Annotated in this window: 25 protein-coding genes; 4 read left to right on the top strand and 21 right to left on the bottom strand. The window is 63.1% G+C overall.

All coding sequences use genetic code 11. The features are described from left to right. Complete coding sequence (locus tag AWB75_RS13980; protein ID WP_061124663.1) at window positions 1-1,575, bottom strand: ABC transporter ATP-binding protein; 1,575 nt, start codon at window positions 1,573-1,575, stop codon at window positions 1-3. 270 nt (window positions 1,576-1,845) lie between these two features. Here AWB75_RS13980 and AWB75_RS13975 point away from each other — a divergent pair, with 270 nt between their 5' ends. Then, window positions 1,846-2,778: a LysR substrate-binding domain-containing protein gene (locus tag AWB75_RS13975; RefSeq protein WP_061124662.1), complete on the top strand. Its 933-nt coding sequence runs from the start codon at window positions 1,846-1,848 to the stop codon at window positions 2,776-2,778. Between the two features lie 21 nt (window positions 2,779-2,799). On the opposite strand, the gene AWB75_RS13970 is transcribed toward AWB75_RS13975, so the two are convergent. After that, complete coding sequence (locus AWB75_RS13970; protein WP_061124661.1) at window positions 2,800-4,158, bottom strand: 8-oxoguanine deaminase; 1,359 nt, start codon at window positions 4,156-4,158, stop codon at window positions 2,800-2,802. Between the two features lie 464 nt (window positions 4,159-4,622). Between AWB75_RS13970 and uraH the strand changes: the two genes are divergently transcribed. Both uraH and AWB75_RS13960 read left to right on the top strand, forming a co-directional pair. Further along, a complete protein-coding gene (uraH, locus tag AWB75_RS13965) occupies window positions 4,623-4,976 on the top strand; it encodes a hydroxyisourate hydrolase (RefSeq protein ID WP_061124660.1) in 354 nt (117 codons plus the stop codon). Window positions 4,977-5,062: 86 nt separating this feature from the next. Continuing rightward, window positions 5,063-6,256: a urate hydroxylase PuuD gene (locus tag AWB75_RS13960; protein ID WP_061124659.1), complete on the top strand. Its 1,194-nt coding sequence runs from the start codon at window positions 5,063-5,065 to the stop codon at window positions 6,254-6,256. A gap of 51 nt (window positions 6,257-6,307) precedes the next feature. Here AWB75_RS13960 and ltaE read toward each other — a convergent pair whose 3' ends face one another. The 18 genes from ltaE to thpR all read right to left on the bottom strand — a co-directional run bounded on the left by ltaE (window position 6,308) and on the right by thpR (window position 22,888). Continuing rightward, the gene (gene ltaE, locus AWB75_RS13955) at window positions 6,308-7,312 is read right to left on the bottom strand and encodes a low-specificity L-threonine aldolase (RefSeq protein ID WP_061124658.1); all 1,005 of its coding nucleotides are present in this window, start codon (window positions 7,310-7,312) and stop codon (window positions 6,308-6,310) included. 139 nt (window positions 7,313-7,451) lie between these two features. Then, complete coding sequence (locus AWB75_RS13950) at window positions 7,452-7,955, bottom strand: ureidoglycolate lyase (RefSeq protein ID WP_061124732.1); 504 nt, start codon at window positions 7,953-7,955, stop codon at window positions 7,452-7,454. Then, a complete protein-coding gene (gene alc / locus AWB75_RS13945; RefSeq protein ID WP_061124657.1) occupies window positions 7,955-8,965 on the bottom strand; it encodes an allantoicase in 1,011 nt (336 codons plus the stop codon). The genes AWB75_RS13950 and alc overlap by 1 nt, the downstream gene beginning before the upstream one ends. Before the next feature lie 33 nt (window positions 8,966-8,998). Continuing rightward, window positions 8,999-9,520 (bottom strand): 2-oxo-4-hydroxy-4-carboxy-5-ureidoimidazoline decarboxylase, encoded by a 522-nt coding sequence (gene uraD / locus AWB75_RS13940; protein ID WP_061124656.1) that lies wholly within the window; start codon window positions 9,518-9,520, stop codon window positions 8,999-9,001. Continuing rightward, window positions 9,517-10,467: an allantoinase PuuE gene (gene puuE / locus AWB75_RS13935; RefSeq protein ID WP_061124655.1), complete on the bottom strand. Its 951-nt coding sequence runs from the start codon at window positions 10,465-10,467 to the stop codon at window positions 9,517-9,519. Before puuE ends, uraD begins: the two co-directional genes overlap by 4 nt. A gap of 117 nt (window positions 10,468-10,584) precedes the next feature. Beyond that, window positions 10,585-11,319 carry an aspartate/glutamate racemase family protein gene (locus tag AWB75_RS13930; RefSeq protein ID WP_061124654.1) on the bottom strand — a complete coding sequence of 245 codons (735 nt, stop codon included), beginning with the start codon at window positions 11,317-11,319 and terminating at the stop codon, window positions 10,585-10,587. Window positions 11,320-11,347: 28 nt separating this feature from the next. Then, window positions 11,348-12,841: an NCS1 family nucleobase:cation symporter-1 gene (locus AWB75_RS13925; protein ID WP_061124731.1), complete on the bottom strand. Its 1,494-nt coding sequence runs from the start codon at window positions 12,839-12,841 to the stop codon at window positions 11,348-11,350. 354 nt (window positions 12,842-13,195) lie between these two features. Beyond that, window positions 13,196-13,942, bottom strand: a complete 747-nt coding sequence (locus AWB75_RS13920; RefSeq protein ID WP_061124653.1) for a GntR family transcriptional regulator — start codon at window positions 13,940-13,942, stop codon at window positions 13,196-13,198. A gap of 297 nt (window positions 13,943-14,239) precedes the next feature. Then, window positions 14,240-15,163, bottom strand: coding sequence for a muramoyltetrapeptide carboxypeptidase (gene ldcA, locus AWB75_RS13915; protein WP_200822977.1), 924 nt, complete (start codon window positions 15,161-15,163; stop codon window positions 14,240-14,242). Next, window positions 15,157-15,756: a tRNA adenosine(34) deaminase TadA gene (gene tadA, locus AWB75_RS13910; protein WP_087086614.1), complete on the bottom strand. Its 600-nt coding sequence runs from the start codon at window positions 15,754-15,756 to the stop codon at window positions 15,157-15,159. Before tadA ends, ldcA begins: the two co-directional genes overlap by 7 nt. Before the next feature lie 5 nt (window positions 15,757-15,761). Further along, window positions 15,762-16,154, bottom strand: coding sequence for a DnaJ family domain-containing protein (locus tag AWB75_RS13905; RefSeq protein WP_061124651.1), 393 nt, complete (start codon window positions 16,152-16,154; stop codon window positions 15,762-15,764). Between the two features lie 290 nt (window positions 16,155-16,444). Continuing rightward, window positions 16,445-17,185, bottom strand: a complete 741-nt coding sequence (locus tag AWB75_RS13900; RefSeq protein WP_061124650.1) for an ABC transporter ATP-binding protein — start codon at window positions 17,183-17,185, stop codon at window positions 16,445-16,447. Continuing rightward, complete coding sequence (locus tag AWB75_RS13895; RefSeq protein ID WP_061124649.1) at window positions 17,182-18,042, bottom strand: ABC transporter ATP-binding protein; 861 nt, start codon at window positions 18,040-18,042, stop codon at window positions 17,182-17,184. Before AWB75_RS13895 ends, AWB75_RS13900 begins: the two co-directional genes overlap by 4 nt. 1 nt (window position 18,043) lies before the next feature. Further along, window positions 18,044-18,955 carry a nickel transporter permease gene (gene nikC, locus AWB75_RS13890; protein ID WP_061124730.1) on the bottom strand — a complete coding sequence of 304 codons (912 nt, stop codon included), beginning with the start codon at window positions 18,953-18,955 and terminating at the stop codon, window positions 18,044-18,046. A 19-nt stretch (window positions 18,956-18,974) separates the two neighbouring features. Beyond that, window positions 18,975-19,949: an ABC transporter permease gene (locus AWB75_RS13885; protein ID WP_235012094.1), complete on the bottom strand. Its 975-nt coding sequence runs from the start codon at window positions 19,947-19,949 to the stop codon at window positions 18,975-18,977. 74 nt (window positions 19,950-20,023) lie between these two features. Then, window positions 20,024-21,601, bottom strand: a complete 1,578-nt coding sequence (locus AWB75_RS13880; RefSeq protein WP_235012093.1) for an ABC transporter substrate-binding protein — start codon at window positions 21,599-21,601, stop codon at window positions 20,024-20,026. A 60-nt stretch (window positions 21,602-21,661) separates the two neighbouring features. Next, entirely contained in the window at window positions 21,662-22,225 is a 564-nt protein-coding gene (gene ddpX / locus AWB75_RS13875; RefSeq protein ID WP_061124646.1) for a D-alanyl-D-alanine dipeptidase, read from the bottom strand. Window positions 22,226-22,312: 87 nt separating this feature from the next. Beyond that, window positions 22,313-22,888 carry an RNA 2',3'-cyclic phosphodiesterase gene (thpR, locus tag AWB75_RS13870; protein ID WP_061124645.1) on the bottom strand — a complete coding sequence of 192 codons (576 nt, stop codon included), beginning with the start codon at window positions 22,886-22,888 and terminating at the stop codon, window positions 22,313-22,315. 112 nt (window positions 22,889-23,000) lie between these two features. Between thpR and AWB75_RS13865 the strand changes: the two genes are divergently transcribed. Further along, window positions 23,001-23,765: an alpha/beta fold hydrolase gene (locus tag AWB75_RS13865; protein ID WP_061124644.1), complete on the top strand. Its 765-nt coding sequence runs from the start codon at window positions 23,001-23,003 to the stop codon at window positions 23,763-23,765. 58 nt (window positions 23,766-23,823) lie between these two features. Here AWB75_RS13865 and guaA read toward each other — a convergent pair whose 3' ends face one another. Then, window positions 23,824-25,407, bottom strand: coding sequence for a glutamine-hydrolyzing GMP synthase (gene guaA / locus AWB75_RS13860; protein ID WP_061124643.1), 1,584 nt, complete (start codon window positions 25,405-25,407; stop codon window positions 23,824-23,826). Between the last annotated feature and the right edge of the window lie 126 nt (window positions 25,408-25,533).

Genomic DNA, 25,533 nt, shown 5'->3' with positions numbered 1-25,533 from the left:
TTAATGCTCGAGAAGTGAGTCATGCCCGGCTGCGGGCGCGGCCTTGCCATCGAAGAGACCGGCCATGAAGAGGCCGACTTCCTCCGCGTTGGTTTCGCTCGTCTTGCGCACCGGCGAGAGCTTGCCGCGCGCGATCACGGCGAGCCGGTCGCAGATGTCGAACAGTTCTTCGAGCTCTTCGGAAATGACGAGGATCGCGACGCCGCGCGCCGAGAGGTCGAGCAACTGCTGACGGATGAAGCCCGCCGCGCCGACATCGACGCCCCAGGTCGGCTGCGCGACGACGAGCACCTTCGGCTCCTGCAGAATCTCGCGCCCGACGATGAACTTCTGCAAGTTGCCGCCCGACAGGCTTTGCGCGAGCGCATGGCTGCCGCCGCAGCGCACGTCGAACGATTGGATGCAGCGGTCCGCGAACGCCTTTACCGCGTTCGATTTGATCCAGCCGCCGCGCACCAGATTTTCGCGATGCGCGGTGAGCAGGCCGTTATCGGCGAGCGACATCGCGGGCACCGCGCCGCGTCCCAGCCGTTCCTCGGGCACGAATGCAAAGCCCCGGCGCCGGCGGCCGCCCGCGGTGAGACGCGCGGCGGGCTTGCCGCAGATCGAGACGGCATCGGCCGCGACGTGCTTGTCGCGGATTTCGCCCGACAGCGCCGCGAGCAGTTCCGCCTGACCGTTCCCCGACACGCCCGCGATGCCGAAAATTTCGCCCGCGTGCACGGCAAACGAGACGTTGTCGAGCGACGTGCCGAACGGATCGGGGCTCGCGACCGACAGGTTCTTCACGGCGAGGCGCACCTCGCCCGGCCGGTGCTCACGGCGCGTGTAATCGGGCAGCGAATGGCCGACCATCAACTGCGCGAGCGACGCGTGCGTTTCGCGGCGCGGATCGACGTTGCCGGTCACGCGCCCGCCGCGCATCACGGTGGCGTTCTCGCAGAGCGACTGGATTTCGTCGAGCTTGTGGCTGATGTAGAGAATGCTGCAGCCTTCCGACGCGAGCCGGCGCAGCACCTTGAAAAGCTTCTGGACCGCCTGCGGCGTGAGCACGGAAGTCGGCTCGTCCATGATGAGCAGCCGCGGATTCTGCAGGAGGCATCGCACGATTTCCACGCGCTGCCGCTCGCCGACGGTGAGGCTGTGCACGTGGCGCTGCGGATCGACATCGAGCCCGTAATCCTTCGACACTTCGCGGATGCGCTTGCCCAGCGCCTTCATGTCGAATTTATCGTCGAGCGCGAGCGCGATGTTCTCGGCCAACGTCAACGTCTCGAACAGCGAAAAGTGCTGAAAGACCATGCCGATGCCGAGCTTGCGCGCCGCCGCCGGGCTGCCGATCTCGACGGCTTCGCCCTGCCAGCGGATCTCGCCCTCGTCGGGTCGCACGGCGCCGTAAATGATCTTCATCAGCGTGGACTTGCCCGCGCCGTTTTCGCCGAGCACGGCGTGGATCTCGCCCGGCATCACGATGAGGTTCACGCCGTCGTTCGCCTTGACCGACGGATACTGCTTGCTGATACCGGACAACGCCAGGCGCGGTGGCGTCGTCGACGAGATGATGGCGTCGCCCATTGAAATCCAGAAATGCGCCCGGCCACCGAGCAGGCCGGGCTGGAAAAGTTACCGCGGAACCGGTGCGTGACATTGCGATGTCGCGCGAATTGGACCGCGGGCAGAATTTACAGAATTCGGAACGCTAAGTCGATAACTCAAAATAGTGCGCCACGTGCCGCCCAGCCGCTATTTGCGGGTAACCCACACCTTGACGAAATTCTGGTGTCATATTAAAAACTATATGTCGCATCCCTGCGTCGATCAGCCAGAACATATAGTGGAGATAACATGAGTCAGCAACGCGAGGCGATCGATACGTACTTATTGCGCGTCTTGCACACCCTACTGATGGAACGCAGCGTGACGCGCGCGGCCGTCAAGCTCAATCAGTCGCAACCCGCCATCAGCGCAGCCTTGCGGCGTCTGCGCGATATCACGGGCGATCCTCTCCTCGTGCGCGGCAAGTCCGGCATGGTGCCGACCGAGTATGGCTTGCGTCTCCTCGAGCCCACGCAGAACGCGCTGCGCGAGATCGAGCGCATCAAGGTCCAGCAGCACAACTTCGATCCTTCCACATCGGTCCGGTGCTATCGCATCGGCTGCCCAGATTATCTGAACGTGCTGTTCGTGCCGACGGTCGTCGAACGATTCCGGCAGGCCGCGCCCGACGCGACGCTCGAGTTTCATTCGCTCGGGCCGGCGTTCGATTACGAGCTCGCGCTGGAAGACGGCAAGCTCGATATCGTCGTCGGTAACTGGCCGGAGCCGCCCGAGCAACTGCATCTTTCGAACCTGTTCGTCGACAAGATCGTGTGTCTCGTCAGCAACACGCATCCGTTCGCGAAGCGCGGCGGGCTCACGCTCGATCAATATCTCAACGCGCCGCATCTGGCGCCGACGCCTTATTCCGTCGGGCAGCGTGGTGCTATCGACGTGCATCTCGCTCGCGAGCGTTTGAAGCGTCATGTCGTCGTTACGTTGCCTTACTTCAACCTCGCGCCTTACGTATTGATCAAGTCGGATCTCGTTTTTACGACGACGCGGCTCTTTGCCGATCACTACGCGCGGTTTCTGCCGCTCGCGGTCGTGCCCGCGCCGCTCGATTTCCCGCCTATGCAGTATTACCAGTTGTGGCATGAGCGGTGTCATTACTCGGATGAAGTTCGATGGTTGCGGGGGCTTGTGGCCGAGGCCACGCGGTCTTTGATCGATCAGCCCTGAGGGGCGTGACCAATCAAACCTTCAAGAAGCCTCAACCAACTCCCGCGCCAAGCGATTGTGCCGCTCCAGGACAACGCCAAGATCGACCGTAGTCAGCCGCCCCTCCTTCACCACAACCTTCCCGTCGACCACACTGGTCGACACCTGCGACGGCGCGCAGAACACAAGCGCCGCCACCGGATCGTGCAGCGCGCCCGCGAACGCCGGCTGCGACAGGTCGAACGAAACGAAATCCGCCGCCATGCCAGGCGCCAGCGCACCGATGTCATCGCGGTTGAGCACTTTCGCCCCACCGAGCGTCGCGATTTCGAGCGCCTCGCGCGCGGTCATCGCGTCCGGCCCGAACCCGACTCGCTGCAGCAACAACGCCTGTCGCACTTCCGCGACCATCTGCGCGCCATCGTTCGATGCCGACCCATCCACGCCAATGCCCACCGGCACGCCCGCGTCGCGCATCGCACGGATCGGCGCAATGCCGGATGCGAGCCGCATGTTCGAGCACGGACAATGCGCGACGCCCGTGCCCGTGCGCGCGAACAGATCGATGCCCGCCTCGTCGAGCTGCACGCAGTGCGCATGCCACACGTCACGGCCGACCCAGCCGAGATCTTCGGCGTATTCGGCGGGCGTCATGCCGAATTTCTCGCGGCTGTACGCGACATCGTTCACGTTCTCGGCCAGATGCGTGTGCAGCGACACGCCATATTCGCGCGCGAGCAGCGCCGCGTCGCGCATCAGTTCGCGGCTCACCGAAAACGGCGAGCACGGCGCCACGACCACGCGCAGCATCGCGTAGCGGCCTTCATCGTGATACGTCTCGATCAGGCGCTGCGAGTCCCTTAGGATCGCATCCTCCTTTTCGACGACCGAATCGGGCGGCAAGCCGCCGTCCTTCTGCCCGACACTCATGCTGCCGCGCGCCGCGTGAAAGCGCATGCCGATCTCACGCGCCGCCGCGATGCTGTCGTCGAGCCGGCTGCCGTTCGGATAGATATACAGATGGTCGCTCGACGTCGTGCAACCGGACAGCAGCAGTTCGGCCATCGCGGTCTGGGTCGAGACGGCGATCATCTCCGGCGTCAGATGCGCCCAGATTTTGTAGAGATTCGTGAGCCAGCCGAACAGCTCGGCGTTCTGCGCGGCGGGAATCGCGCGCGTCAGGCTCTGATACATGTGATGGTGCGTATTGACGAGGCCCGGAATCACGAGATGGCCGCGCATGTCGAGCACGTCGTCGGCGCTGGACGGGAGCTCGCTCGTCGGACCCGCCGCGACGATGCGGTTGCCTTCGATATACAGGCCGCCATCGGCGATTTCGCGGCGTCGCTCGTCCATCGTGACGAGCATGTGGGCGTTCTTGACCAAAAGACTGCGTTGCATCGGCTTTGCTCTCCAGAAAACGTCGGGAAACCAGAAAAAGCCCCGGTTACCCAGCGTCGGCCGCCGTCTTCGGGACGCCGCCAATATCCATCGATATCGCGCGCATCGCCACTGTCCGCAGCCAAAAAACGGGACGCAATCAGTCCGCCGTCATAGTCGTCTTCACGCCCGCAATATATTCGCGATTTTTGGCGCGGCTAGCATCGACCGGTGAGCCGTCCGGAAGGCTATGTCCAAAGCCTTACGCGCCGCTGTCATGCGCCAGGCATTATCTTTCCTATCGCGGACGCACACCGCGTCTCAAATTTCTACAATGCAGTACACGGCGCGCATCTGAAACGCCGACGGGTATGTAGCCACTGACGTGGAGCCTCGATCCGCCGCAGACGCACCAGAATGGACCCGGTGCCGAATTTCGGATCGATGCGCAACGCCGGATCTCGCACAACTCAAGGAAACTGCGAATGGGCAAGCTCACTACCCACGTCCTCGACACCGCGCACGGCCGCCCGGGCGCGCATCTCAAAGTCGAGTTGTTCGCGCTCAACGGCGACGCCCGCCGCGCGATCAAGACCATCCACACGAACGACGACGGCCGCGCCGACGCGCCGCTGCTCGAAGGCGCCGAATTCGAAACCGGCGAATACGAGCTCGTGTTCCATGCAGGCGATTACTTCGCGGCGCTCGGCGTGAAAGTGCCCGAGCCGCGCTTCGTCGATCGCGTGGCGCTGCGTTTCGGCATCGCGGATTCGGGCGCGCACTATCACGTGCCGCTGCTCGTGTCGCCCTGGGCGTACAGCACCTATCGCGGAAGCTGAAGCGCAAGCTGAAGCGGAAGCTGAGCGAAAGTCAAAACACAGCTTGAACCGCACAAGCACATAACGAATCGGTAGTGGAGGAGTACATGGAAGGCTTTGTCACCGACTGGCTCAATCTCGTATTGCGCTGTCTGCACGTCATCGTCGCGATCGCGTGGATCGGCGAATCGTTCTATTTCGTCGCGCTCGACAACAGTTTGAAACCGCCCACGGACCCGAACGCGCGCCGACGCGGCGTGTTCGGCGACTTCTGGCACGTCCACGGCGGCGGCTTTTATCACATGCAGAAGTATTCCGTCGCGCCCTCGGACATGCCGGAGCATCTGCATTGGTCGTTCTGGCCGTCATACACCACGTGGATGTCGGGCTTCGGCCTCTTCTTCGTGCTGTATCTGATGTCGCCGAGCACTTATCTGATCGACAAGAGCGTGCTCGACATGGGCCCGGTCGTCGCCGTCTCCGCCGCGCTCGGCTTTCTGATGGCCGGCTGGATCGTCTACGACTCGCTCTGCCGCCTGCTCGGCACCAACGACAAGCTGCTCGGCATTTGCGTGGGCATCTACGTGCTGGTCGCCGCGTGGATCGCGTGCCACGTGTTCGCCGGCCGCGCCGCCTATCTGATCACCGGCGCTATGCTCGCGACGATCATGTCGGCGAACGTGTTCTTCGTCATCATTCCGGGGCAGCGCAAGATGGTCGCGGCGATGCTCAAGGGCGAGACGCCGAACGCGATCTACGGCAAGCGCGGCAAGCAGCGCTCGGTGCACAACACGTACTTCACGCTGCCGGTCGTGTTCGCGATGCTGTCGAATCACTACGCGATGACCTACACGCACAAGTACAACTGGGTGCTGCTCATCCTAATCATGCTGGCGGGCGCGCTCATCCGCCAGTTCTTCGTCATGCGCCATCGCGGCCAGGTCCTGTGGTACATGCCGGTTGCGGGCCTCGTGCTGGTGCTCGGCGCGTTCGCATGGACGATGCCCGCGCCCACGGTGCCGGTCGCTCAAGCCGCCGGTGCGCCGACGATCAAGGTCGCCGACATTCAGCCCATCATCCAGCAGCGCTGCGCGACCTGCCACTCCGCGCATCCAACGATGATGGGCAGCGCGCCCGCTGGCGTACTGCTCGATACGCCCGCCGAAATCAAGCTGAACGCGCAACGCGTGCATCAGCAGGCCGTGACGCTGAAGGCGATGCCGCTCGGCAATGTGACGCAGATGACGGATGCGGAGCGCCAGAAAGTGGCCGCGTGGTTCGCGGGTGGCGCGGTGGAATAAGGAAGAGCCGGGAAGAAAGCCCCGCTTCGGTTGAAGCGGGGCTTTTTCGTTTCAGCGCGCGAAGTAGTCCTTCACTGCGCGAACAACCGTATCGATATCTTCGCGCGACACATCGCGATGCGTGACGAAGCGCGATGCGTAAAGCATCTGCGTGAGAATGCCCCGCTCTTTCAGATAGGCTTCGAGCGGCGCGCAATGCGCGTCGGGAACGTGCGCGAAGACCATGTTCGTCGCGTGCGAGTCGATCCTGATCTGCTCGATTTGCGCAAGACCCGCGGCGAGATGCGCGGCGTTCGCATGATCCTGCGCGAGGCCATCGACGTGATGATCCAGCGCATACAGACACGCCGCGGCGAGCAGGCCCGACTGTCGCATGCCGCCGCCCAGCACCTTGCGCCAGCGGCTCGCGGCGTCGATCAACGCCTTTGGGCCGACCAGCACCGAACCCACCGGCGCGCCCAGCCCTTTTGAAAAGCAGATCGACACCGTATCGAAGGGCGCGCAGAGTTCGCGGACCGGCTTGTCCGATGCCACCGCCGCATTGAACACGCGCGCGCCGTCGAGATGCGTCGACAGACCGCGATCGCGCGCGAGCTGCGTCGCCTTCGCGACATACTCGGCCGGCAGCACTTTTCCGCCGATGGTGTTTTCCAGCGCGAGCAACTTCGTGCGCGCGAAGTGGTTGTCGATCGGCTTGATCGCGGCCGCGATCTTGTCGAGCGGCAGCGATCCATCGGGCGCGTTTTCGATCGGCTGCGGCTGGATGCTGCCGAGCACGGCCGCGCCGCCGCCTTCGTATTTGTACGTGTGCGCCGATTGCCCGACGATGTACTCATCGCCGCGCGCGCAATGCGCCATCAGCGCCGCGAGATTGCTTTGCGTGCCGCTCGGGAAGAACAGGCCGGCTTCCTTGCCCGTGCGCTCGGCGAGCGTGGCCTGGAGTTCGAGAACGGTGGGATCGTCGCCCCAGACGTCGTCGCCGACAAGAGCCGCCGACATCGCGGCGAGCATCGGCTTGCCGGGACGGGTGACGGTATCGCTGCGTAGATCGATCATGCGTGCATGCCTCTTCGTGTGCGCATCGGAATGAACCGTCTATCTTAGCGGGTCCGGATTTTTGACGTTGAGCGACAAAGAAAAAAGGACCGGTAACATCACCGGTCCTTCAAAGAAACCACGTCGAGCCGCGCACGAATCAGCGCATCGCGTCCTCGGTCAGCCAGAGCGATTCCTTCAAATCCTGCTCGTTGAGGTTGTGCCCTTCGCCGCCGCCACGATCGACGACGATGAAATCACTCACCTTGCCAAGTGCGAGCAGCGGATGATGCCAGACGCCTCTCGCGTAGTTCACGCCCTGCCAGCCGCTCGTGACGAACGCGCGGATTTTCGATTCATCGAGATCACCCGCAGGCGCGACGACCACGAGATACGGCCGGTCGTCGAGCGGAACGAACGCCTGGCTGCCGAGCGGATGCCGTTCCATCATCCGGCATTCGAACGGCAGCGTGCGCGGCTGACCGCGAAAGAGATTCACGAGCGTGTAACCGCCCTGCTCTTCCACGTCGACGTCGCACAGATCGTGAAAGCGGATCGTCGTGCCGAGGTTGATCGGAATCTGCTTCGCGCCATCGAGTTCGATGACATCGCCATAAGGCTCGAACGCAGCGCGGGTCAACGGTTCGATAGCGAGCTTTTTCATCATGCAAGCGTGCCGAAGAGACGAAGACGCGACACGCCGCCGTCGGGATAAATGTTGAAGCGCACGTGCGTCACGGGCCCGAGCGCCGCGAGTTCCGACTCGAAGAAATGCTGCTTGTCCATCTGCAGCTTCTGTTCGCCGAGCAGCACGGGCCAGAACATCGCCTGCGTGACGAGCGAGCTGTCGGTGCCGCCCTTGACATACGCCGCCTGCAGCGAGCAGCGGTCCGGATAGTTACCCTTGAAGTGCGCGGTATCCACTTCGACCTTCTTGATGATGCCCGGCTGCGCCAGCGCGACGATGCACCAGTCGTTGCCCGGCTCGCGGCGGCGGCGCGTTTCCCAGCCGTCGCCCATGTTCACGCCGCGGCCCGGCATGAGCAGCGTCGATGCGAGACCGAAGTGCTGGTTGTTCGTGCCGACGAGGTACGCGCCGTTTTCCATCGCGCCGAGATCGACGAGCGTGCTCTTGTCCGCGTTGCTCCAGTCGAGCTGCGGCTGGCCATACACTCGCAGACGCGCGATGCCGCCATCCGGATAGACATTCACGCGCAGATGCGTGAACGGCTGTGCGGCGCCCACTTCGAGATAGTGATGACTATTGCCCTGCAGCGTCGTCGACGGGACGATCTCCGTCCATTGCGTCGACTGATTCGGTGCGCCCTCGACGACATGCGCGCCTTCGATCGACGCCGCCGGCGGGAAGTTGCCGGTGAAGTGGCTCGTGTCGACGTCGATGCCCTTGATCACGCCTGGCCGCGCCAGCTTGACGACGCACCAGTCGTAGCCCGTCGTGCGCTTGCGGCGGGTTTCCCAGCCGTCCATCCACTTGCCGTGATCGTCGAACTTGCCGGGAATGAACACCGCCGGCTCGGGATTCAGCATGCGTTCTTTCGGCGCGAAGAAATCGTCGCTCGCCTCGAGTGCCTGCGCGCCCAGACGCGGGTCTGCGAGGTTCACATAGCGGCGCGTGAATTCGGGCGCGTTGGGATCGAGTGTCGGAATTGCCATTGTCTTCGTCCTTATCTTTACGTTGAAAGCGGATCAAGCGCGAATCAGGTCGTTCAACCTGAAGCGCGCGATCCGGTAAATCTGATCGAGACTCGTGCGAAGCTCTTCGGCGCGATCGTGATTCACGCGCTTTTCGAAATTCGCGATGATGCCGTGGCGGTCGTAACCGCGCACGGCGAGAATGAACGGAAAGCCGAACTTGTCGCGATACGCGCGGTTCAGCGACTGCAGTCTGTCGAACTCTTCCTGCGTGCAGAGATCGAGGCCCGCGCCGCTCTGCTCGCGCGTCGATTCAGCCGTCAGTTCGCCGCGCACCGCCGCCTTGCCCGCGAGTTCCGGGTGAGCATTGATGAGCGCGAGCTGCTTCTCATCGCCGGCGTTTTCGACGATCTGCGACATCGATTCATGCAGTGCGTCGATGCTGTCGAACGGGCGTTGCTGCGCGGCAAGCTCCGGCACCCACGGCGAATGCTCGAAAATGCCAGCGAGCACCGTCACGAACGTGTCGGCGGGCATGGAGTTGATTTGGTCGAGTGTGTATTGCATCGCCTTCATGCCGCCGTCCCGTTGTTAGCTTTTTCGAAAGGATGTTGCTCGCGCCAGTGACGCGCGATGTCGACACGCCGCGTCACCCACACGCGATCGTGCTTCTCGATGTGATCCAGGAACTTCTGCAGCCCGCGGAATCGTCCGGGCCGTCCGAGCAGGCGGCAGTGCATGCCGATGGACAGCATCTTCGGCGCTTCGTCGCCTTCTTCGTAGAGCACGTCGAAGGCATCGCGCAAGTAAGTGAAGAAGTGCTCGCCGGTGTTGAACCCTTGCGGCGTCGCGAATCGCATGTCGTTCGTGTCGAGCGTGTACGGCACGATCAGATGCGGCTTTTTCTCGCCGCCTGTCACTTCGACTTCGGTCCAGAACGGCAGATCGTCGCCGTAGTTGTCCGAGTCGTAAAGAATGCCGCCATATTCCGCGACTAGCCGATGTGTATTCGGGCTGTCGCGGCCGGTGTACCAGCCGAGCGGACGCACGCCCGTCACGCGCTCGATCGCTTCCATGCCGAGGCGCATGTGCTCGGCTTCGCGCTCCGGCGACATGTCCTGGTAGTGAATCCAGCGATAGCCGTGACACGCGATCTCGTGCCCCAGCTCGATGAACGCCTTCCCAGCGTCCGGATGCCGCTCGATCGCCATGCCGACGCCGAACACGGTCAGCGGCAGGCCGCGCTTCTCGAATTCGCGCAGGATGCGCCACACGCCCGCGCGCGAGCCGTATTCGTAGATCGATTCCATGCTCATGTGACGCGACGGGTACGACGCCGCGCCGACGATCTCCGACAAAAACTGCTCCGAGCCCGGATCGCCGTGCAGTACGCAGTTCTCGCCGCCTTCTTCGTAATTGAGCACGAATTGCACGGCGACGCGCGCGCGTCCCGGCCAGTTCGCCTGCACGGGGTGGCGGCCGTAGCCGATCAGGTCGCGTGGATAGTTCGGATCGAGTGACATGGCTTGGAAAGGACGGATTGTCGACGATTCAGTGTAGCGAAAAGGCCCTGACGCGCCCATACAGCAGGGCAGATAATGCGGGTCACGTCAGGTGTATGTACTCCGCCGAAAACACCATCAGCGCGGACTGAAATCCGACAGCACGCCGTCGTACCGTTTCGCCAGCGGCCGCGCAAAGTCGCCGCGTTTCGCTGTATGAAGTTTGAGCGCGATGAGCGCCTCCGCCCATTTCACCGCTGCCGTCACGCCCTCCACCACCGGCGCGCCGATCGCGTCCTCGACCTCGCGGCAGAACTCCGCCATGCCCGCGCAGCCGAGCACGATCGCGTCCGAGCCGTCCTCGTCGAGCGCGCGCCGGCATTCGGCGACGATCGTCCGGCGCGCCGACGAGCCCGGTTCGTCCAGTTCCAGCACGGCGACATCCGTCGCACGGACGTTCTTGCAAAAGCGCGTCATGCCATAGCGCTCGGCCAGATGCCACGCCATGCCGCAGGTGCGCTGCAAAGTCGTCACGACGGAAAATCCCGGCGCGACGACGCTCGCCGCGTGCATCGCCGCTTCCGCGATGCCGATCACCGGCCCCCGCGCCAGTTCGCGGGCGGCGTAGAGGGCCGGATCGCCGAAGCAGGCGATCACATAGCCGTCGAAACCCTGCTTTTCGCCGGCCTCCACTTCCGCCAGCAGACCGAGCGACGCGATCGCCTCGTCGTAATAGCCTTCGATGGACGGCGGGCCCATCGTCGGGCTGACCGCGACGATCTCCGTGCCGGGCGCGGCGACTTCCCGCGCGCAGCGGCCCATCGCGTCGGTCATGCGCTGCGTCGTGTTGGGATTGATCAGTTTGATGCGCATTGCTTTCTCCAGAATTCGACCATCGACTTCAAACGGCGCGCTTGCGACCAGCCAGGAAGTAATAGAACACCGCGCCCAGCCCCGCACCGATGAACCACGAGAAGTTCGCAGCGCCTTCCAGCGACGGCACCATCACGCACAGTGTCGCGAGCACGGCGGCCGGCACGAGCGCCATCACCGCGCGGCGGTTCACGCCCTTCGTGTACCAGTATTTGCCTTCTTCCGACGTCGTGTAGAGATCGTCGACCGAAAGCTTGCCGCGCTTCACGAGATAGAAGTCGAGGATCAGCACGCCGTACAACGGTCCGATGAAGCTGCCGAGAATATCGAGCGTGTAGTGGATCACGGCCGGGTTGTTGAACAGATTCCACGGCGTGATGAAGATCGACGCGACCGCCGCCATCATCCCGCCCATGCGCCAGCTAATGAGCTTCGGGGCGACGTTCGAGAAGTCGAAGGCCGGCGATACGAAGTTCGCAACGATATTGATGCCGATGGTCGCGATCGTGAAGGTCAGCGCACCAAGAATCACGGCGGACGGATGATCGATGCGGCCGACCGTTTCCACCGGATCGGTGATCAGTTGACCGAACACCGGCAGCGTCGCGGCAGTCGTGATGACGGTCACGAGCGAGAACGCCAGGAAGTTGACCGGCAGACCCCAGAAGTTGCCGCGCTTGACGCTGCGGAAGCTCTTGCCGTAGCGCGAGAAGTCGCCGAAGTTGAGCATCGGACCGGAGAAATACGACACGACGAGCGAGACCGCGGTGATCATCACGGGAATCACTTCCATGCCGTGATACTTCACGCCGCCGAGATTCAGGCCGATATTCTTGATGCCCGCGCGCCACACCATATAGCCGGCGAGAATGAACATCACGACATACACGGCGGGACCGGCGAAGTCGATGAACTTCTTGATCATCTCCATGCCGCGCCAGAACACGACGGCCTGCAGCACCCAGAGCAGCATGAAGCCCGCCCAGCCGATCGCCGAAAGTCCGACGAAACCGTATTTGTGCACGTCGGCATAGGGCATCAGCGACGGCACGAACTTCAGCACGACGATGACGAGCGCGCTCGACGCCAGATACGTCTGAATGCCGTACCACGCCACTGCGATGAGCCCGCGAATCACCGCGGGAATGTTCGCGCCGAGCACGCCGAACGTGGCGCGGCACGCGACGGGATACGGCACGCCCGCAACCTGACTCGGCTTGGCGATCATGTTGCACAACACGTTCACGAGCCCGATGCCGATCAACAGTGATACGAGCACTTGCCAGCTCGTCAAGCCGAGCGCGAACAGGCTGCCCGCGAACACATAGCCGCCGACGCTGTGAACGTCCGACATCCAGAATGCGAAGATGTTGTAGGCGCCCCAGGTTTGATTCTTCAGCGGGGCGAGATCCTCGTTGTAGAGGCGGTCGCTGTAACCGGCGGGCAGACTGGAATCGTGATCCTCTGTCTGCTCTTGATATTGAGGCAGGGCTGAACTGCCGGATGCACTGAACTGGGCCATGACGTCTCCTTCATAGGCTTGCGTAATGAAAAAAATGCAATTGCTCGAGTGACGAGCGAGTCCATCGATGCCTTCGCCGATGTATCGAATCAGTGCGGCATTCTTCGGATTTGCGTTTTCGTCTTCGGGCGTCAGGCTGAGAGCGCACGAGGCTTGTGCCCGGTACGCCCGCCCTGCGACGGATTTCATTGCACGCTCGACCGAGCGTCCTGTTCGATGCAGCGCACGCCGCGAGTTTTTTTGGGCGTGCGACTCTCCACGCGCCCGGCGCGGCGCGCGGGGCACGGTCTCCACTTATTTAGTCCTGCTTGATTTATCCGATGGCAGAGTGTTCGCTCTGCCTTATCTCTGCTGCTATGCGTCGAGCGCTCTTTCGCGCTCAGGCGGTCTTGCGAATACTTCCTTCAGATCGACCGCGCCACGCGCCGGCCGCTCCAGCATCTTCAACTCGACATCGCGCAAGTGCTGCGCCATCAGATCGGTGGCTTGCGCGGCATCGCCGGCATCGAGCGCGGCGAGAATCTGTTCGTGATCCTCGAACGAGCACGAGCTTTTGCCGAGCGATTCGTACAGCGCCGAAATCAGCGTCGAACGGGCGACGAGCCCCGACAGGCATTCGCACAGCACCGTGTTGCCCGTGAGCGACGCGAGCTCGGTGTGGAACTCGCCGGAAAGCCGGATCCATGACGAAAAATCCTGGCTCTCGAAGGCGCGGCGTTCTTTTCCGATGGTCGAGCTGATCGACTTCAGCCGGCGCATGCCGTGGCCTTGCGCGATCCGCTCCACCACCGCCAACTCGATGATGCGGCGCATCTCGAACACTTCATGCACTTCCTGCAGCGACGGGCTCGCGACGAACGCACCGCGGTTCGGCTCCAGATCGACGAGCCGTTCGTTCGACAGTTGCGCGAGCGCCTGGCGGACGGTGCCGCGCTTCACGGCGAACACCTCGCACAACTGCGCTTCGGTCAGCTTCGCGCCTGGCGCCAGGCGATGTTCGAGGATCGCGGCGCGGATGTTCTCGGCGATCGACTCGGCATTTGCGCCGTTCGGAGCGGAATCTGAAGCATTTGATGCATCACTACGCTTGGTGTCGGACATGATGTGCTCGCTTGCATGTTAAGCATCTTAGAATCGACATAAAGATTGTCAACAATTCATTTTGGAAATCTGCGGTATTCGGCTGTCTCCGCGGCGAGGAACTGGTTGCGCTCCTACTCCCACAAGGCTCTGCGCCAATATCATGCATTCTTGTCAGCATTGCCCGCACTTTTTTGTCGACAATCCTGACCGCCGGCTCAGTGACTTGGCAAGGTAAAGGATGCTCCGATTAAAGACGGTTAGTTGCGTCCTCGGAGTCAAAATAAGGCACTCGACAGAGTGCCTGTGCTTTGTGAATCACACCAGATGGGGATAGTCGAAGAGCTTCAATGTGAACCCTCGTTCGGTCGATACGAGGTGCGCCGTTGCGCCGAAAGGCAGCGTCAGCAGGTTTTCGACGTGCCCGAACTGCAATCCCGTCACGACCGGGATGCCGGTCACGGAGCGGACTTGCTCGATCATCGCGTCGAGCGAATAGCCGTTGTCGTACTCCGAAAGGCGCCCGCCGGAAAATTCGCCCATCACGATCGCCTGCTGGCGCGCGAGCACGCCCGACTGATGCAGCTGATAAATCATCCGTTCGATTCGAAACGGATGCTCGTTCACATCCTCGATGTAGAGAATGCCACCCTCGATAGGCGGCAGATACGGCGTGCCGACGAGCGACGCCAGAATCGCGAGGTTGCCGCCCCACAGCATGCCGGTGACGTCGACGGTCTGACGCTGCGGCGTAACGTTCGTCACCGTGAAGTCCGAATGCGAAATCGCGTTCCAGAAGTGCCGCATCGTGAAGGCACTCACCTCTTCCGCGCCGAAATCGCCCGCGAGCATCGGTCCGCCGAAGCTTTTCACGCCCGCATGCGCATAAAGTGCGCACTGAATCGCCGTGAAATCGCTGTGGCCGACGATCGCCACCGGCTGATCCGCGAGCCTGCGCAAGCCGAGATAGTCCAGTCCGTGCAGGATACGCGACGCGCCATAGCCGCCGCGCACCGCAAGTACGATGTCAGGCAACGGCCGCGACGTATCGGCGAGGCGGTTGAGGTCGGCCGCGCGCTCGGCGTCGGTGCCGCCAAAGCGCTGAAAGCGCCGCCGGGTCGCGTCGACGTTTTCCAGGCGATGCCCTTCCCGGCGCAAGCGTCCGATGCCGCGCTCCACAGCCGCCGGATCGTGCGGATAGCCAGAAGGCGCGACGAGGTCGATGGTGCGTGATTTCACGATGTTGTCGTTGGATTCGTTGTCGGATCGGTGGAATCGGTGTCGCTGCTCCGCACGAAATCGCGCGCACGGCGCGCGTCGCGCTCTTCGCGCGCGAGGCGGCGGCGTTCGGCGAAGAAATTCTTGAGCGCGTGCCCGCATTCGTCGGCGAGAACGCCGCCTGTCACGGTCGTGTGATGATTGAGCTGCCCGTTCGCGAACAGGTCGACGACACTGCCGCACGCGCCCGTTTTCGGGTCCACCGCGCCATAGACGACGCGCGAAATGCGCGCGTGCATGATCGCGCCCGCGCACATCACACACGGCTCGAGCGTCACATACAGCTCGCAGCCGGGCAAACGGTAATTCTCGAGTTTCTGGGCGGCGGCGCGCAACGCGGCCATTTCGGCGTGCGCGGACGGATCGTGCCCGCGGATCGGATGATTGAAGCCCGTCGCGATGATGTCCTCGCCGAGCACGATGACCGCGCCCACGGGCACTTCCCCCGCGCGGCGGGCTTCATCGGCGGCGTGTTGCGCGAGCGCCATGAAACGGCGATCGCGCTCGCTTGCGGAATCGGCGATGGGAAGCGTATCGGGCGAATCGTCGGGCAACATCCCGATCACTTCGCTTCCAGCGTCACGCGGGATTGCGCGCGCTCGGAGAGCCGCTCGGCGATGCGGCGGCGGTACTCGTGCGGCACGCAACCGCCGCCGCGCAACGATTCAAGCGCCATGTCGAGCGCGAGCATCCTGGCTTGCAACTGGCAGCGGGCGCCGGGATCCGTCACGCGGTCGAACTCTTCCTGAAGACCGCGCAGCGCGCGCAGTTGTTCGACGGCGGGCGGGACGAAGCCCGCATTCTTGAGAATTCGATTGGCGACACGCACTTCCTCGGGCACGAGGAAGTCGTCGTCGAACTGGAGCGGAGCGCCCGCGCCCGGCAGGTCGTTGAACTCGCCACGCGCAGCGGCTTCATGGATCCGCTGTTCGACCAAAGCATCTAGCAATTTCATCGGGGATTACGACCGGCTTTCATAAAGAACGCGGTCTGTCACGATTTCCGTCGGTTAGCTCGAAGTCGGAAGGCAGCCGGAAACTCACGCTCGCGCGTTGTTCGGCACGTCTCGACAATCCAACGTCTATTCTATCAGCGCCTAACGAGACGATTTCACCGCATGCACGCGCGCTCGCGGCGCATCGCCGTATACCGGGCTTATCGGCGCGCTTATGCGTCCTTTGCGCAACATTCGTTGACGGTGCGACAACAAGTGTGCTTGTACGATGACTACGCGCCCTGCTCGCTCTACGGAAGCTTTCCGCCGCCGCGCGTATAGCCTTGGGTCGCGAGCAAGAGCCGTCGCGTGTATTCGTGCGCGACATTGCGCGAGCGCACCGCGTCCACGCCCAGTTGCTCGACGATTTCCCCGTTGCGCATCACTGCGACCCGCTGACAGAGAAAGCCGATCACCGCGAGATTGTGGCTCACGAGGATCATCGTCAGCCCGCGCTCGCGATGCAGCCGCCGCAGCAGGTTCAGGATTTCCGCCTGCACGGAAACGTCGAGCGCGGAAGTCGGCTCGTCGAGCAACAGCACGCGCGGCTCGACGATCAACGCGCGCGCGATCGACACCCGCTGACGCTGCCCGCCCGACAACTGATGCGGATAGCGAAAGCGGAACGCCGGACCCAGTCCGACTTCGGCGAGCGCCCCGAGAATGCGTGCATCCTGATCGCCGATGCCGTTGATCGCGAGCGGCTCGCGCAACGTCTTGTCGACGGTGAAGCGCGGATGCAGCGCGCCGTACGGGTCCTGAAACACCATCTGCACGTCGTGCTTGCCGCGCTGCGCACCGATACGAATGCTGCCGCCGTAGAGCGGCGTGAGCCCGGCGAGCGCGCGCAGCACCGTCGACTTGCCGCTGCCCGATTCGCCGACGAGACCGAACACCTCGCCCTCCCCCACGCGCAAGGAAACATCGCGCACGGCATCGACGTGGCCCGTCTTCGATTTGAAACGGATGCTCGCGTGTTCGAGGTCGATCATCGTTCGCAGGTCTCGTTGAGCCACGCGGGATCGCGGCGCAAGGTCGGGAGTTCGTCGGGCGGGTGATCGAGCGGCGGATTCGCCTCGAGCAGCCCGCGCGTGTACGGATGCGTCGCGTGAGCGAGATCGCGCGCGGCGCACGTCTCGACGATGCGCCCGCCGTACATCACCGCGACGCGGTCGCAGAACGACATCACGAGCGGCAGATCGTGGCTGATGAACACGAGCCCGGTGCCGTGGCGCTCGATCATCTCGTCGAGCACGGCGAGCACTTGCATCGACACGAGCACGTCGAGCGCGCTCGTGGGTTCGTCGGCGATCAGGAGGCGCGGGCCGGCCGAAACCATCATCGCGATCATCACGCGCTGGCCCATGCCGCCCGACAACTCGTGCGGATAGGCATCCGCGACACGCTGCGCATCGCGGATATGCACCGCTTCCAGCGCCGCCACGATGCGCTCGCGCAGCACGCCCCGGCTCTCCCTCACGCCCTGCCGCACGAAGGTCTCGCGCATCTGCTGCGCGACCGTCATCACCGGGTTGAGCGAGTACTTCGGGTCTTGCAGGATCATGCTCATGCGCGTGCCGCACAGGCGGCGGCGCTCCTTCGGGCGCATCGCGAGCAGATCCTGTCCTTCGAGGCGCAACGCCTGCGCCGACCATTTGGCTTCGGGCGGCAAGAGTCCGAGCAGCGCGCGCCCCGTCAACGATTTGCCCGAGCCCGATTCCCCGACGATCCCGAGCCGCTCGCCAGGCCGCACCGTCAGCGACACGCCGCGCACGGCCGGCATGAGCACGCCGTCGTGCCCGGCGAAAGCCACATTCAGTCCGTCGATTTCCGCGAGCGGCGTCGGCATATCAGCCTCCATGACGCGGATCGAAAACGTCGCGCAGACCGTCGCCGAGCAGGTTGAACGCGAGGCTCACCGCGAGGATCGCGAGGCCGGGAATCGTTGCGACCCACCACGCGTCGAGCAGCACGTTGCGGCCCGCCGCGACCATATAGCCCCATTCCGGGCTCGGCGGCTGCGCGCCCAGTCCGAGAAAGCCCAGACCCGCGACGGCGAGAATGATGCCCGCCATGTCGAGCGTCGCGCGCACGATCACCGACGACGAGCACAGCGGCACGATATAACGCAACAGAATGCGCAGCGGCGACGCTCCTTGCAGACGCGCCGCGTGAATGTAGTCGGACTGCGCGAGCCGCAGCGACTCCGCGCGCGCGAGACGCGCATACGGCGGCCACGCGGTGATGGACAGCGCGATCACCGCATTGAGCACGCCGGGGCCGAGCGCCGCCGCGAACGCGAGCGCGAGCACGATCTTCGGGAACGCGAGCGCGACATCGGTCAAACGCATCAGCACCGTATCGACGATGCCGCCGCAATAACCCGCCACCGTGCCCATCAAAAGCCCGACCGGCACGACGAGCACGACGACCAGCAGCGCGATCGCCAGCGTGAGGCGCGAGCCATGCACGAGCCGCGAGAGAATGTCGCGGCCAAGTTGATCGGTGCCGAACCAATGCGCGGCATTCGGCGGCGTCAGACGTTCGGCAAGCACCTGTTGCAACGGGTCCTGCGTGACGAGCATCGGCCCGATGGCGGCGACCGCGACGAGCAGCAGCAGAATCGCGAGCCCGAGCATGCTGAGCGGATTCGACGAGAACCGCCGCCAGCGCCGATACGCGCGGCCGAGCGCGGCCTGGCGCGGCGACGCGGGCGTATCGGTCAGGAGCCACGTGCGCAAGGTAGTCCGCGCCGCTTTCATCTGCGCAAAGTCCTCCATGTCAGCGCGCCCGTGGATCGAACACGCGATACAGCGCATCCGTCAAAAGGTTCAGCGCGATGAACGTCGCGCCGATCACGAGCGTGCTGCCGAGCACGGCGTTCATGTCGGCGTTCAGCAACGCGCCCGTCAGATACGAGCCGATGCCCGGCCACGCGAACACGATCTCGGTGAGCACCGAGCCTTCGAGCAGATAGCTGTATGCGAGCGCGATCACCGTCAGAAGCGGCACCGCGATATTGCCGAACGCGTGCCGCCAGATCACGCGGCGCTCGGGCAAGCCCTTCGCTCGCGCGGTCGTCACGTATTCCTGGCTCAGTTGTTCGAGCATGAACGAGCGCGTCATGCGCGACAGATAGGCGATCGAATAGAACGCGAGCACGCTCGCCGGCAGCGCGATATGCGAGAACGCGTTCCTGAACACGTCCCATTCGCCGGCGATGAGCGAATCGATCAGCAAGCTGCCCGTGCGCGTGTCGACCATGCCGTCGTACATCGGATCGATGCGCCCCGGCCCCGACACCCAGTGCAGCCGCGCGTAGAACAGCAGCAGGCCCATCAGCGCGAGCCAGAATACCGGCACGGAACTGCCCGCGAGCCCGATCACGCGAGCGACGTGATCGACGATGCGATTGTGCTTCACCGCCGCCGCGACCCCGAGCGGCACGCCGATCGCAACGCCGATGAACGTCGAGAGCGTCGCGAGTTCGAGCGTCGCGGGAAAGACGCGCCTGATGTCGTCGATGACCGGATTCGCGCTCAGAAGCGAAATGCCGAGATTGCCGTGCAGCACGTCGCGCGCGTAGATCAGGAATTGATCGACGAGCGGCTTGTCGAGGCCGAGTTGCAGACGCGCGGCCGCATACGCGCTCGCCGACGCGCGGTCGCCGAGAATCGCGAGCACCGGATCGATCGGAATCTTGCGCCCGATGAAGAACGTGATCGCGAGCAGGCCCGTGAACGTGATGGCGAGCATCGTGATCCAGCGGGCGAGCGCGAGCAGGACGCGTACATTCGCGGCGCTCGCGCGGTCCAAACGTGCCTGAGTGCTCACTGCTTCTTGATGTTGCGATACGACACGAGATCGTTGATCGGCCCGACTTCGAGACCGGTCACGCCGGGACGCGCCGCCACCTGCGACACCTTCTGGAACATGATCACGAACGGCGACTTCGCGAGCACTTCGCGCTGCATCTTCTCGTAGAGTTGTGCGCGTTTTTTGGTGTCGCTCTCGGCGAGCGCCGCGTCGGTTTCCTTCGTCAGTTGCGGAATGTCCCACGCGTTGCGCCACGCGAGCATCTTGTAGCTCGATGCGTCCGAGTTGTCCGGATTCCACACGTAGCCCTGCGCGTTGCTGTGCGGATCGATGTAATCCGCCGACCACTCGCCGATGTAAATGTCATGCGCCCGCGCGCGATAGCGTCCCAGCGTCTGCTTGTTGTCGCTAGGCATGAGTTGCACCTTGATGCCCGCGAGCGCGAGATTGGCCTGCACCGCCTGCGCGATCTCGCTGTACGGATAGTCGTTGCGCACATCCATCTTGACCGTGAAGCCGTTGGCCAGTCCCGCCTTCGCGAGCAGCGCCTTCGCCTTCGGCACGTCCTGGTGATACGGATTCTCGTTGAGCGCGCCAAGGAAGCCTTCCGGCAGGAACGTTTCGTGAACCTTGTAAGTCGTGCGGATCACGTTCTTCTGAATGCCCTGATAGTCGATGAGCCACTTCATCGCTTCCCAGACTTCCGGCTTCGCGAGATTCGGGTTCTTATTGTTGAGGCCGAGATACATGAGCGTCGCCTGCGGAATCGCCGTCGCCTTGATGACGCCGGATTTCGAGAGCGTGTCCAGATCGTCGGGCGACAGATCGCGCGCGACGTCGATATCGCCGTTCTGGATCATGAGGCGCTGGCTCGCCGCTTCGGTCACGTGACGCAGCACGATGCGCTTCATCGCGAGCGGCACGCGATAGCCATCGGAGCGCTGCAGCACGATGCTGTCGTTCGCCGTCCACTTGACGAGCTTGTACGCGCCCGAGCCGGCTTCGTTCGTCTTCAGCCAGTCGTTGCCGTAGTCGTTCCCCTTCGCGTGCGATTCCACGAGCTTGCGATCCACCACCGACGCCGGCCACGAGCCCAGCACGTTCAGCACGAAAGTCGGCGCATAGCGGCGATCGGTCGTGACGGAGACGGTCGTGTCGTCGATCTTCTTCACGTTCTGCGCGGCGTTGGCCTTCGTCAGGCCGATGCCCGCGAGCACGGCGGCCGCGCCTTTATCGAGCAAGGCGGTGCGCTGGATCGACCAGGCGACGTCGTCGGCCGTGAGCGGATTGCCCGAATGGAACTTGAGCCCCGGCCGGATCTTGAACGTGAACGTCAGGCCGTCCTGACTCACGGTCCAGGACTCGGCGACATCGCCATTGAATTTGGACGGGTCCTTCAGGTCGACGCGCACCAGACGGTCATACGTGTTGGCGACGTATTCTTCCGGCACCAGCTCGTAGATTTCGCCGGGATCGAGCGAGGTGAACTCGTCGAGCAGCGTCGCCATGACGAACATGTCCTTCGGCGTGGCGGCTTGCGCGTTTTGCAAGCCTGTCCAGGCCGTCAATACTGTGAACGCCGATGCAAGCATGACCGCTGCCAAAGCTTTTTTCATGGGTGTCGTCCTGTTCGCGTTTTGTCCGAATTGCAATCACATGAGCCGCAGCGGGCCGCTTTCTTCGTTGTCGATCAAAGCAAGTTCGCGCGAGCCTGGCAATTCGTAATGCCACCACTCGCTTTTGATGTGCGTGAAGCCCGCGCCGTGCATGACGCCCAACAACAACGTGCGGTTGCGCTGCACGTGCTCCGGCAAATCGGAGTGAAAGTGCTCGGATTCGACGACCATCGCGTCGAATCCGGTGCCCATGTCGAGCTCGTCGCCATGCTGATCGACGAGCGTAAGGTCGACCGCCGTGCCGCGGCTGTGGTTCGAGCCACGCCCGAGTTCGGCGATGAAGTTCGGATCGGGCAGAAAGTCCCACAGCACTTTCTGCGCTTGCGGCGGACGATACGCATCGAAAATCCGCAGCGTCATGCCGATGCTCCGCGCGATATCGACCGCTTTTCGTAGCGCGGCTTCGGCGGGTTCCAGCAGCAGGCAATGCTGGGCCTTGTAGATCGGCTTGCCGGTGAAATTTCGATCGGTCGCGTAGACGAGATCGATCTGAACGTCGTGCGTTTCGGGCGTGATGTGCAACAGGCGGGATCGAGTCATGTGTGCGTGCGGCCTGGATATCGATAGACGAACCTTAACGCGTAAGAAAAATCCGCGAAACCCTTTCTGTCGGGTGGTTTAACCTGATTACGATACGAGCGGCCAGCGCGCGAGGACTTCGTATTGCGATTTGCCGAGCAGACTGCGCACCAGCGCGAACTCGCGCGCGGTCCACGCGACGGGCGCGACCGCCTCGCGCGGGATGCGGCGCTCGTCGTACAGCAAGGTCACGTGGGGCTTGAATTCGGGATGACGTTTGACGGGAATGCCGGCGTCATCGAGCGCGGCGCCGAGGCTTTGCGCGAGCGCGTCGAGCGAGTCGGTGACATCGCCGGAAAGAACGAGCGGCCGTTTGGCGCGGCGCCCGGGAAAGCTCTCGATGCGATCGAGGACGATATCGACCGGTGGGAACGGCGTTTGCGCCACCGCGTTGCGTGTCTGCGCGATGACACCGGCCGGGAGGCCCGCGAACGCGCCGAGGTAATGCAAGGTGATGTGGAGGCGATCGACGGGGATTGCTCTGCCTTTCAGCTTGTGACCGGTGCGAAGCCGCGCTGTCAGTTCGGCGATGCGCGCTGCGGCGGATGCGTCGGGATAGAGGGCGAAGAAGAGGGAGTCGGTCGGGTACGCTCGCGCGGCGGAATCGGACTGCGGGGTGTTCATTTTTTACCCTTCTGCGCTTGCGCGAGCGGAGTGCTTTCGATCAACATGCCCTGACTCGCTTCGGTGTCCGTACCGAATGGAGTCATGGCTCAAAACCATCCCAAGGATAACCATGAACACCTTCTCCGTGGATGAGAGCGGCAACATCCTTCGCTATCTTGATTTGTATGCTGGCGAGGAGCCGCTTCTTTTTATCCATGGATTAGGATGCGCTTCAAGCAGCGATTATCCTCCGGTCGTCGCCTCCGACGCTTACTTCAAAGGCAGATCGCTGCTGATCGACCTCATGGGAGCCGGCTTCAGCGACAAGCCGGCGGACGGCAAATTCGCTTCCGACGATCAGGCCGCGGTGTTATCCAGATTCATCGCTCAACAAGGATTCGCGCGCGTGAATCTGTTCGGCCACAGCGCCGGGGCGTTCATCGCGCTGAAACTGGCGCAGCGCCTTACCGCGCAGGTCCGCGCTGTCATTCTGTGCGAGCCCGGATTGACGGACTACGGGGTCACAATGCTATCGAACATCACCGCTCAAAGCGAAGAACAATTCGTTACTGAAGGCTTTTCGGCGTTTCTGGCGCAGTTGAAGGCGCAAGGGACGAACGATGCGTGGCTGGGGCCGTTTTCCGTTGCTTCTCCTTATGCGATTTACCAATGGGCGCAATCGGCTCTACAGGATAACGCCGAAAACTGGCTGGATGACCTCGCGAATCTGAAAGCGACGAAAGGAGTCATCCTGTCAGAAAACGCGACGAGCGATGAAATCGCAAAATTCGAAGAGGCGGGCTGCGCGGTCGAATTGGTGGCCAATGCGGAGCATATGATCGCCTACGACAATCCCGACGGACTGGCGCTAGCGATCAGCAAATTCATCGATTGACCGCTCGCGAGAGCGCGGCTGGGGCAGACGTGAACCCGCCCGCAGCCCGATATTCGAATCACTCCCATTCGATTGTCGCGGGCGGCTTCCCGGAGATGTCGTACACCACGCGATTGATCCCGCGCACTTCGTTGATGATGCGATTCGACACATGCCCGAGCAAATCGTGCGGCAGATGCGCCCAATGCGCGGTCATGAAATCGAGCGTCTGCACGGCGCGCAGCGCAACGACGTACTCATATGTGCGTCCGTCGCCCATCACGCCGACGCTTTTCACCGGCAGGAACACCGCGAACGCCTGGCTCGTCAGGTCGTACCACGACTTGCCCGTGTCCTTGTCGATCGTGTCGCGCAGCGTTTCGATGAAAATCGCGTCTGCGCGACGCAGCAGGTCCGCAAACTCGCGCTTCACTTCGCCGAGAATCCGCACGCCGAGGCCCGGTCCCGGGAACGGATGGCGATACACCATCGCAGGCGGCAAGCCGAGCTTCACGCCCAGTTCGCGCACTTCGTCCTTGAACAGTTCGCGCAGCGGCTCGAGCAGTTGCAGGTTCAACGTCTCCGGCAAGCCGCCGACGTTGTGGTGGCTCTTGATCGTATGCGCGCCCTTCTTGCCCTTGCCCGCCGATTCGATCACGTCCGGATAGATGGTGCCCTGAGCGAGCCATTTCGCGTCGGTGATCTTGTCTGATTCCTGATGGAACACTTCGACGAATTCCGCACCGATGATCTTGCGCTTCGCTTCCGGATCGGTCACGCCGGCGAGCTTCTGCAAGAATGCCTCGCTCGCATCGACATGAATGACCTTCACGCCCAGATGGTCCGCGAACGTCGACATCACCTGTTCCGCTTCGTTCTGACGCAGGAGCCCGTGATCGACGAACACGCACGTCAGTTGATCGCCGATCGCGCGATGCAAGAGCGCCGCCGCCACCGATGAATCCACGCCGCCCGACAGGCCCAGAATCACGTGCTCATCGCCGACCTGCGCGCGGATCTTCTCCACCGCTTCGTCGATGTAATGGCCCATCTCCCAGTCCGCTTTCGCGCCGCACAGCTCCAGCACGAAGCGCTCGAGCATCGCACGGCCCTGCACCGTATGCGTCACTTCCGGATGCCATTGCAGGCCGTAGAAGCGGCGGTCGTCGTCGGCCATCGCGGCGATCGGGCACGACGGCGTCGATGCCATCAGCTTGAAACCCGCAGGCAGGTCGACGACCTTGTCGCCGTGGCTCATCCACACCTTGAGCATCGAGTCGCCCTGCCCGCTCGTGAAGTCCTGGATGCCTTCGAGAAAGCCCGTATGGTTCAGCGCCTGCACTTCCGCATAGCCGAACTCGCGCACGTTGCCGAGCTCGACCTTGCCGCCGAGCTGGTCGGCCATCGTCTGCATGCCGTAACAGATGCCGAGCACCGGCACGCCGAGATCGAAGACGATCTGCGGGGCACGCGGCGACTTCGCCTCGTGGACCGAGTTCGGCCCGCCCGACAGGATGATGCCCTTCGGCGCGAATTCACGGATGAACGTCTCGTCGACGTCGTACGGATGGATCTCCGAATAGACATGCGTCTCGCGCACGCGCCGGGCGATCAGCTGGGTGACTTGGGAGCCGAAATCGAGAATCAGGATTTTGTCGTGCATGGCTGCGGCCAAAGGCTAAGTGAACGAATGATGTCGGTGCTGCCGGGACGCGGCTTCGCGCGGCCCGCGGGCGAATAAATCGACGGCCGGCGCAAAGGCCGACCGTGCTTGTTTCTGCATGTTGCG

Origin of the sequence: Caballeronia catudaia (assembly GCF_001544755.2) — a bacterium.
Lineage (GTDB): Bacteria > Pseudomonadota > Gammaproteobacteria > Burkholderiales > Burkholderiaceae > Caballeronia > Caballeronia catudaia.
This window is presented reverse-complemented; position numbering and strand designations above follow the sequence as displayed.

Excerpts from the sequence above, each read along its gene's own strand:
- AWB75_RS13880 (WP_235012093.1), bottom strand. The coding sequence starts at position 21,601 with ATGCTTGCATCGGCGTTCACAGTATTGACGGCCTGGACAGGCTTGCAA.
- AWB75_RS13895 (WP_061124649.1), bottom strand. The coding sequence starts at position 18,042 with ATGCCGACGCCGCTCGCGGAAATCGACGGACTGAATGTGGCTTTCGCC.
- thpR (WP_061124645.1), bottom strand. The coding sequence starts at position 22,888 with ATGAACACCCCGCAGTCCGATTCCGCCGCGCGAGCGTACCCGACCGAC.
- alc (WP_061124657.1), bottom strand. The coding sequence starts at position 8,965 with ATGGCAATTCCGACACTCGATCCCAACGCGCCCGAATTCACGCGCCGC.
- AWB75_RS13950 (WP_061124732.1), bottom strand. The coding sequence starts at position 7,955 with ATGAAAAAGCTCGCTATCGAACCGTTGACCCGCGCTGCGTTCGAGCCT.
- uraD (WP_061124656.1), bottom strand. The coding sequence starts at position 9,520 with ATGAAGGCGATGCAATACACACTCGACCAAATCAACTCCATGCCCGCC.
- guaA (WP_061124643.1), bottom strand. The coding sequence starts at position 25,407 with ATGCACGACAAAATCCTGATTCTCGATTTCGGCTCCCAAGTCACCCAG.
- nikC (WP_061124730.1), bottom strand. The coding sequence starts at position 18,955 with ATGAAAGCGGCGCGGACTACCTTGCGCACGTGGCTCCTGACCGATACG.
- AWB75_RS13900 (WP_061124650.1), bottom strand. The coding sequence starts at position 17,185 with ATGATCGACCTCGAACACGCGAGCATCCGTTTCAAATCGAAGACGGGC.
- ltaE (WP_061124658.1), bottom strand. The coding sequence starts at position 7,312 with ATGATCGATCTACGCAGCGATACCGTCACCCGTCCCGGCAAGCCGATG.
- AWB75_RS13970 (WP_061124661.1), bottom strand. The coding sequence starts at position 4,158 with ATGCAACGCAGTCTTTTGGTCAAGAACGCCCACATGCTCGTCACGATG.
- AWB75_RS13865 (WP_061124644.1), top strand. The coding sequence starts at position 23,001 with ATGAACACCTTCTCCGTGGATGAGAGCGGCAACATCCTTCGCTATCTT.
- AWB75_RS13925 (WP_061124731.1), bottom strand. The coding sequence starts at position 12,841 with ATGGCCCAGTTCAGTGCATCCGGCAGTTCAGCCCTGCCTCAATATCAA.
- AWB75_RS13885 (WP_235012094.1), bottom strand. The coding sequence starts at position 19,949 with ATGCTCGCCATCACGTTCACGGGCCTGCTCGCGATCACGTTCTTCATC.
- AWB75_RS13905 (WP_061124651.1), bottom strand. The coding sequence starts at position 16,154 with ATGAAATTGCTAGATGCTTTGGTCGAACAGCGGATCCATGAAGCCGCT.
- puuE (WP_061124655.1), bottom strand. The coding sequence starts at position 10,467 with ATGTCACTCGATCCGAACTATCCACGCGACCTGATCGGCTACGGCCGC.
- AWB75_RS13920 (WP_061124653.1), bottom strand. The coding sequence starts at position 13,942 with ATGTCCGACACCAAGCGTAGTGATGCATCAAATGCTTCAGATTCCGCT.
- ddpX (WP_061124646.1), bottom strand. The coding sequence starts at position 22,225 with ATGACTCGATCCCGCCTGTTGCACATCACGCCCGAAACGCACGACGTT.
- AWB75_RS13960 (WP_061124659.1), top strand. The coding sequence starts at position 5,063 with ATGGAAGGCTTTGTCACCGACTGGCTCAATCTCGTATTGCGCTGTCTG.
- tadA (WP_087086614.1), bottom strand. The coding sequence starts at position 15,756 with ATGTTGCCCGACGATTCGCCCGATACGCTTCCCATCGCCGATTCCGCA.
- AWB75_RS13980 (WP_061124663.1), bottom strand. The coding sequence starts at position 1,575 with ATGGGCGACGCCATCATCTCGTCGACGACGCCACCGCGCCTGGCGTTG.
- AWB75_RS13930 (WP_061124654.1), bottom strand. The coding sequence starts at position 11,319 with ATGCGCATCAAACTGATCAATCCCAACACGACGCAGCGCATGACCGAC.
- AWB75_RS13975 (WP_061124662.1), top strand. The coding sequence starts at position 1,846 with ATGAGTCAGCAACGCGAGGCGATCGATACGTACTTATTGCGCGTCTTG.
- uraH (WP_061124660.1), top strand. The coding sequence starts at position 4,623 with ATGGGCAAGCTCACTACCCACGTCCTCGACACCGCGCACGGCCGCCCG.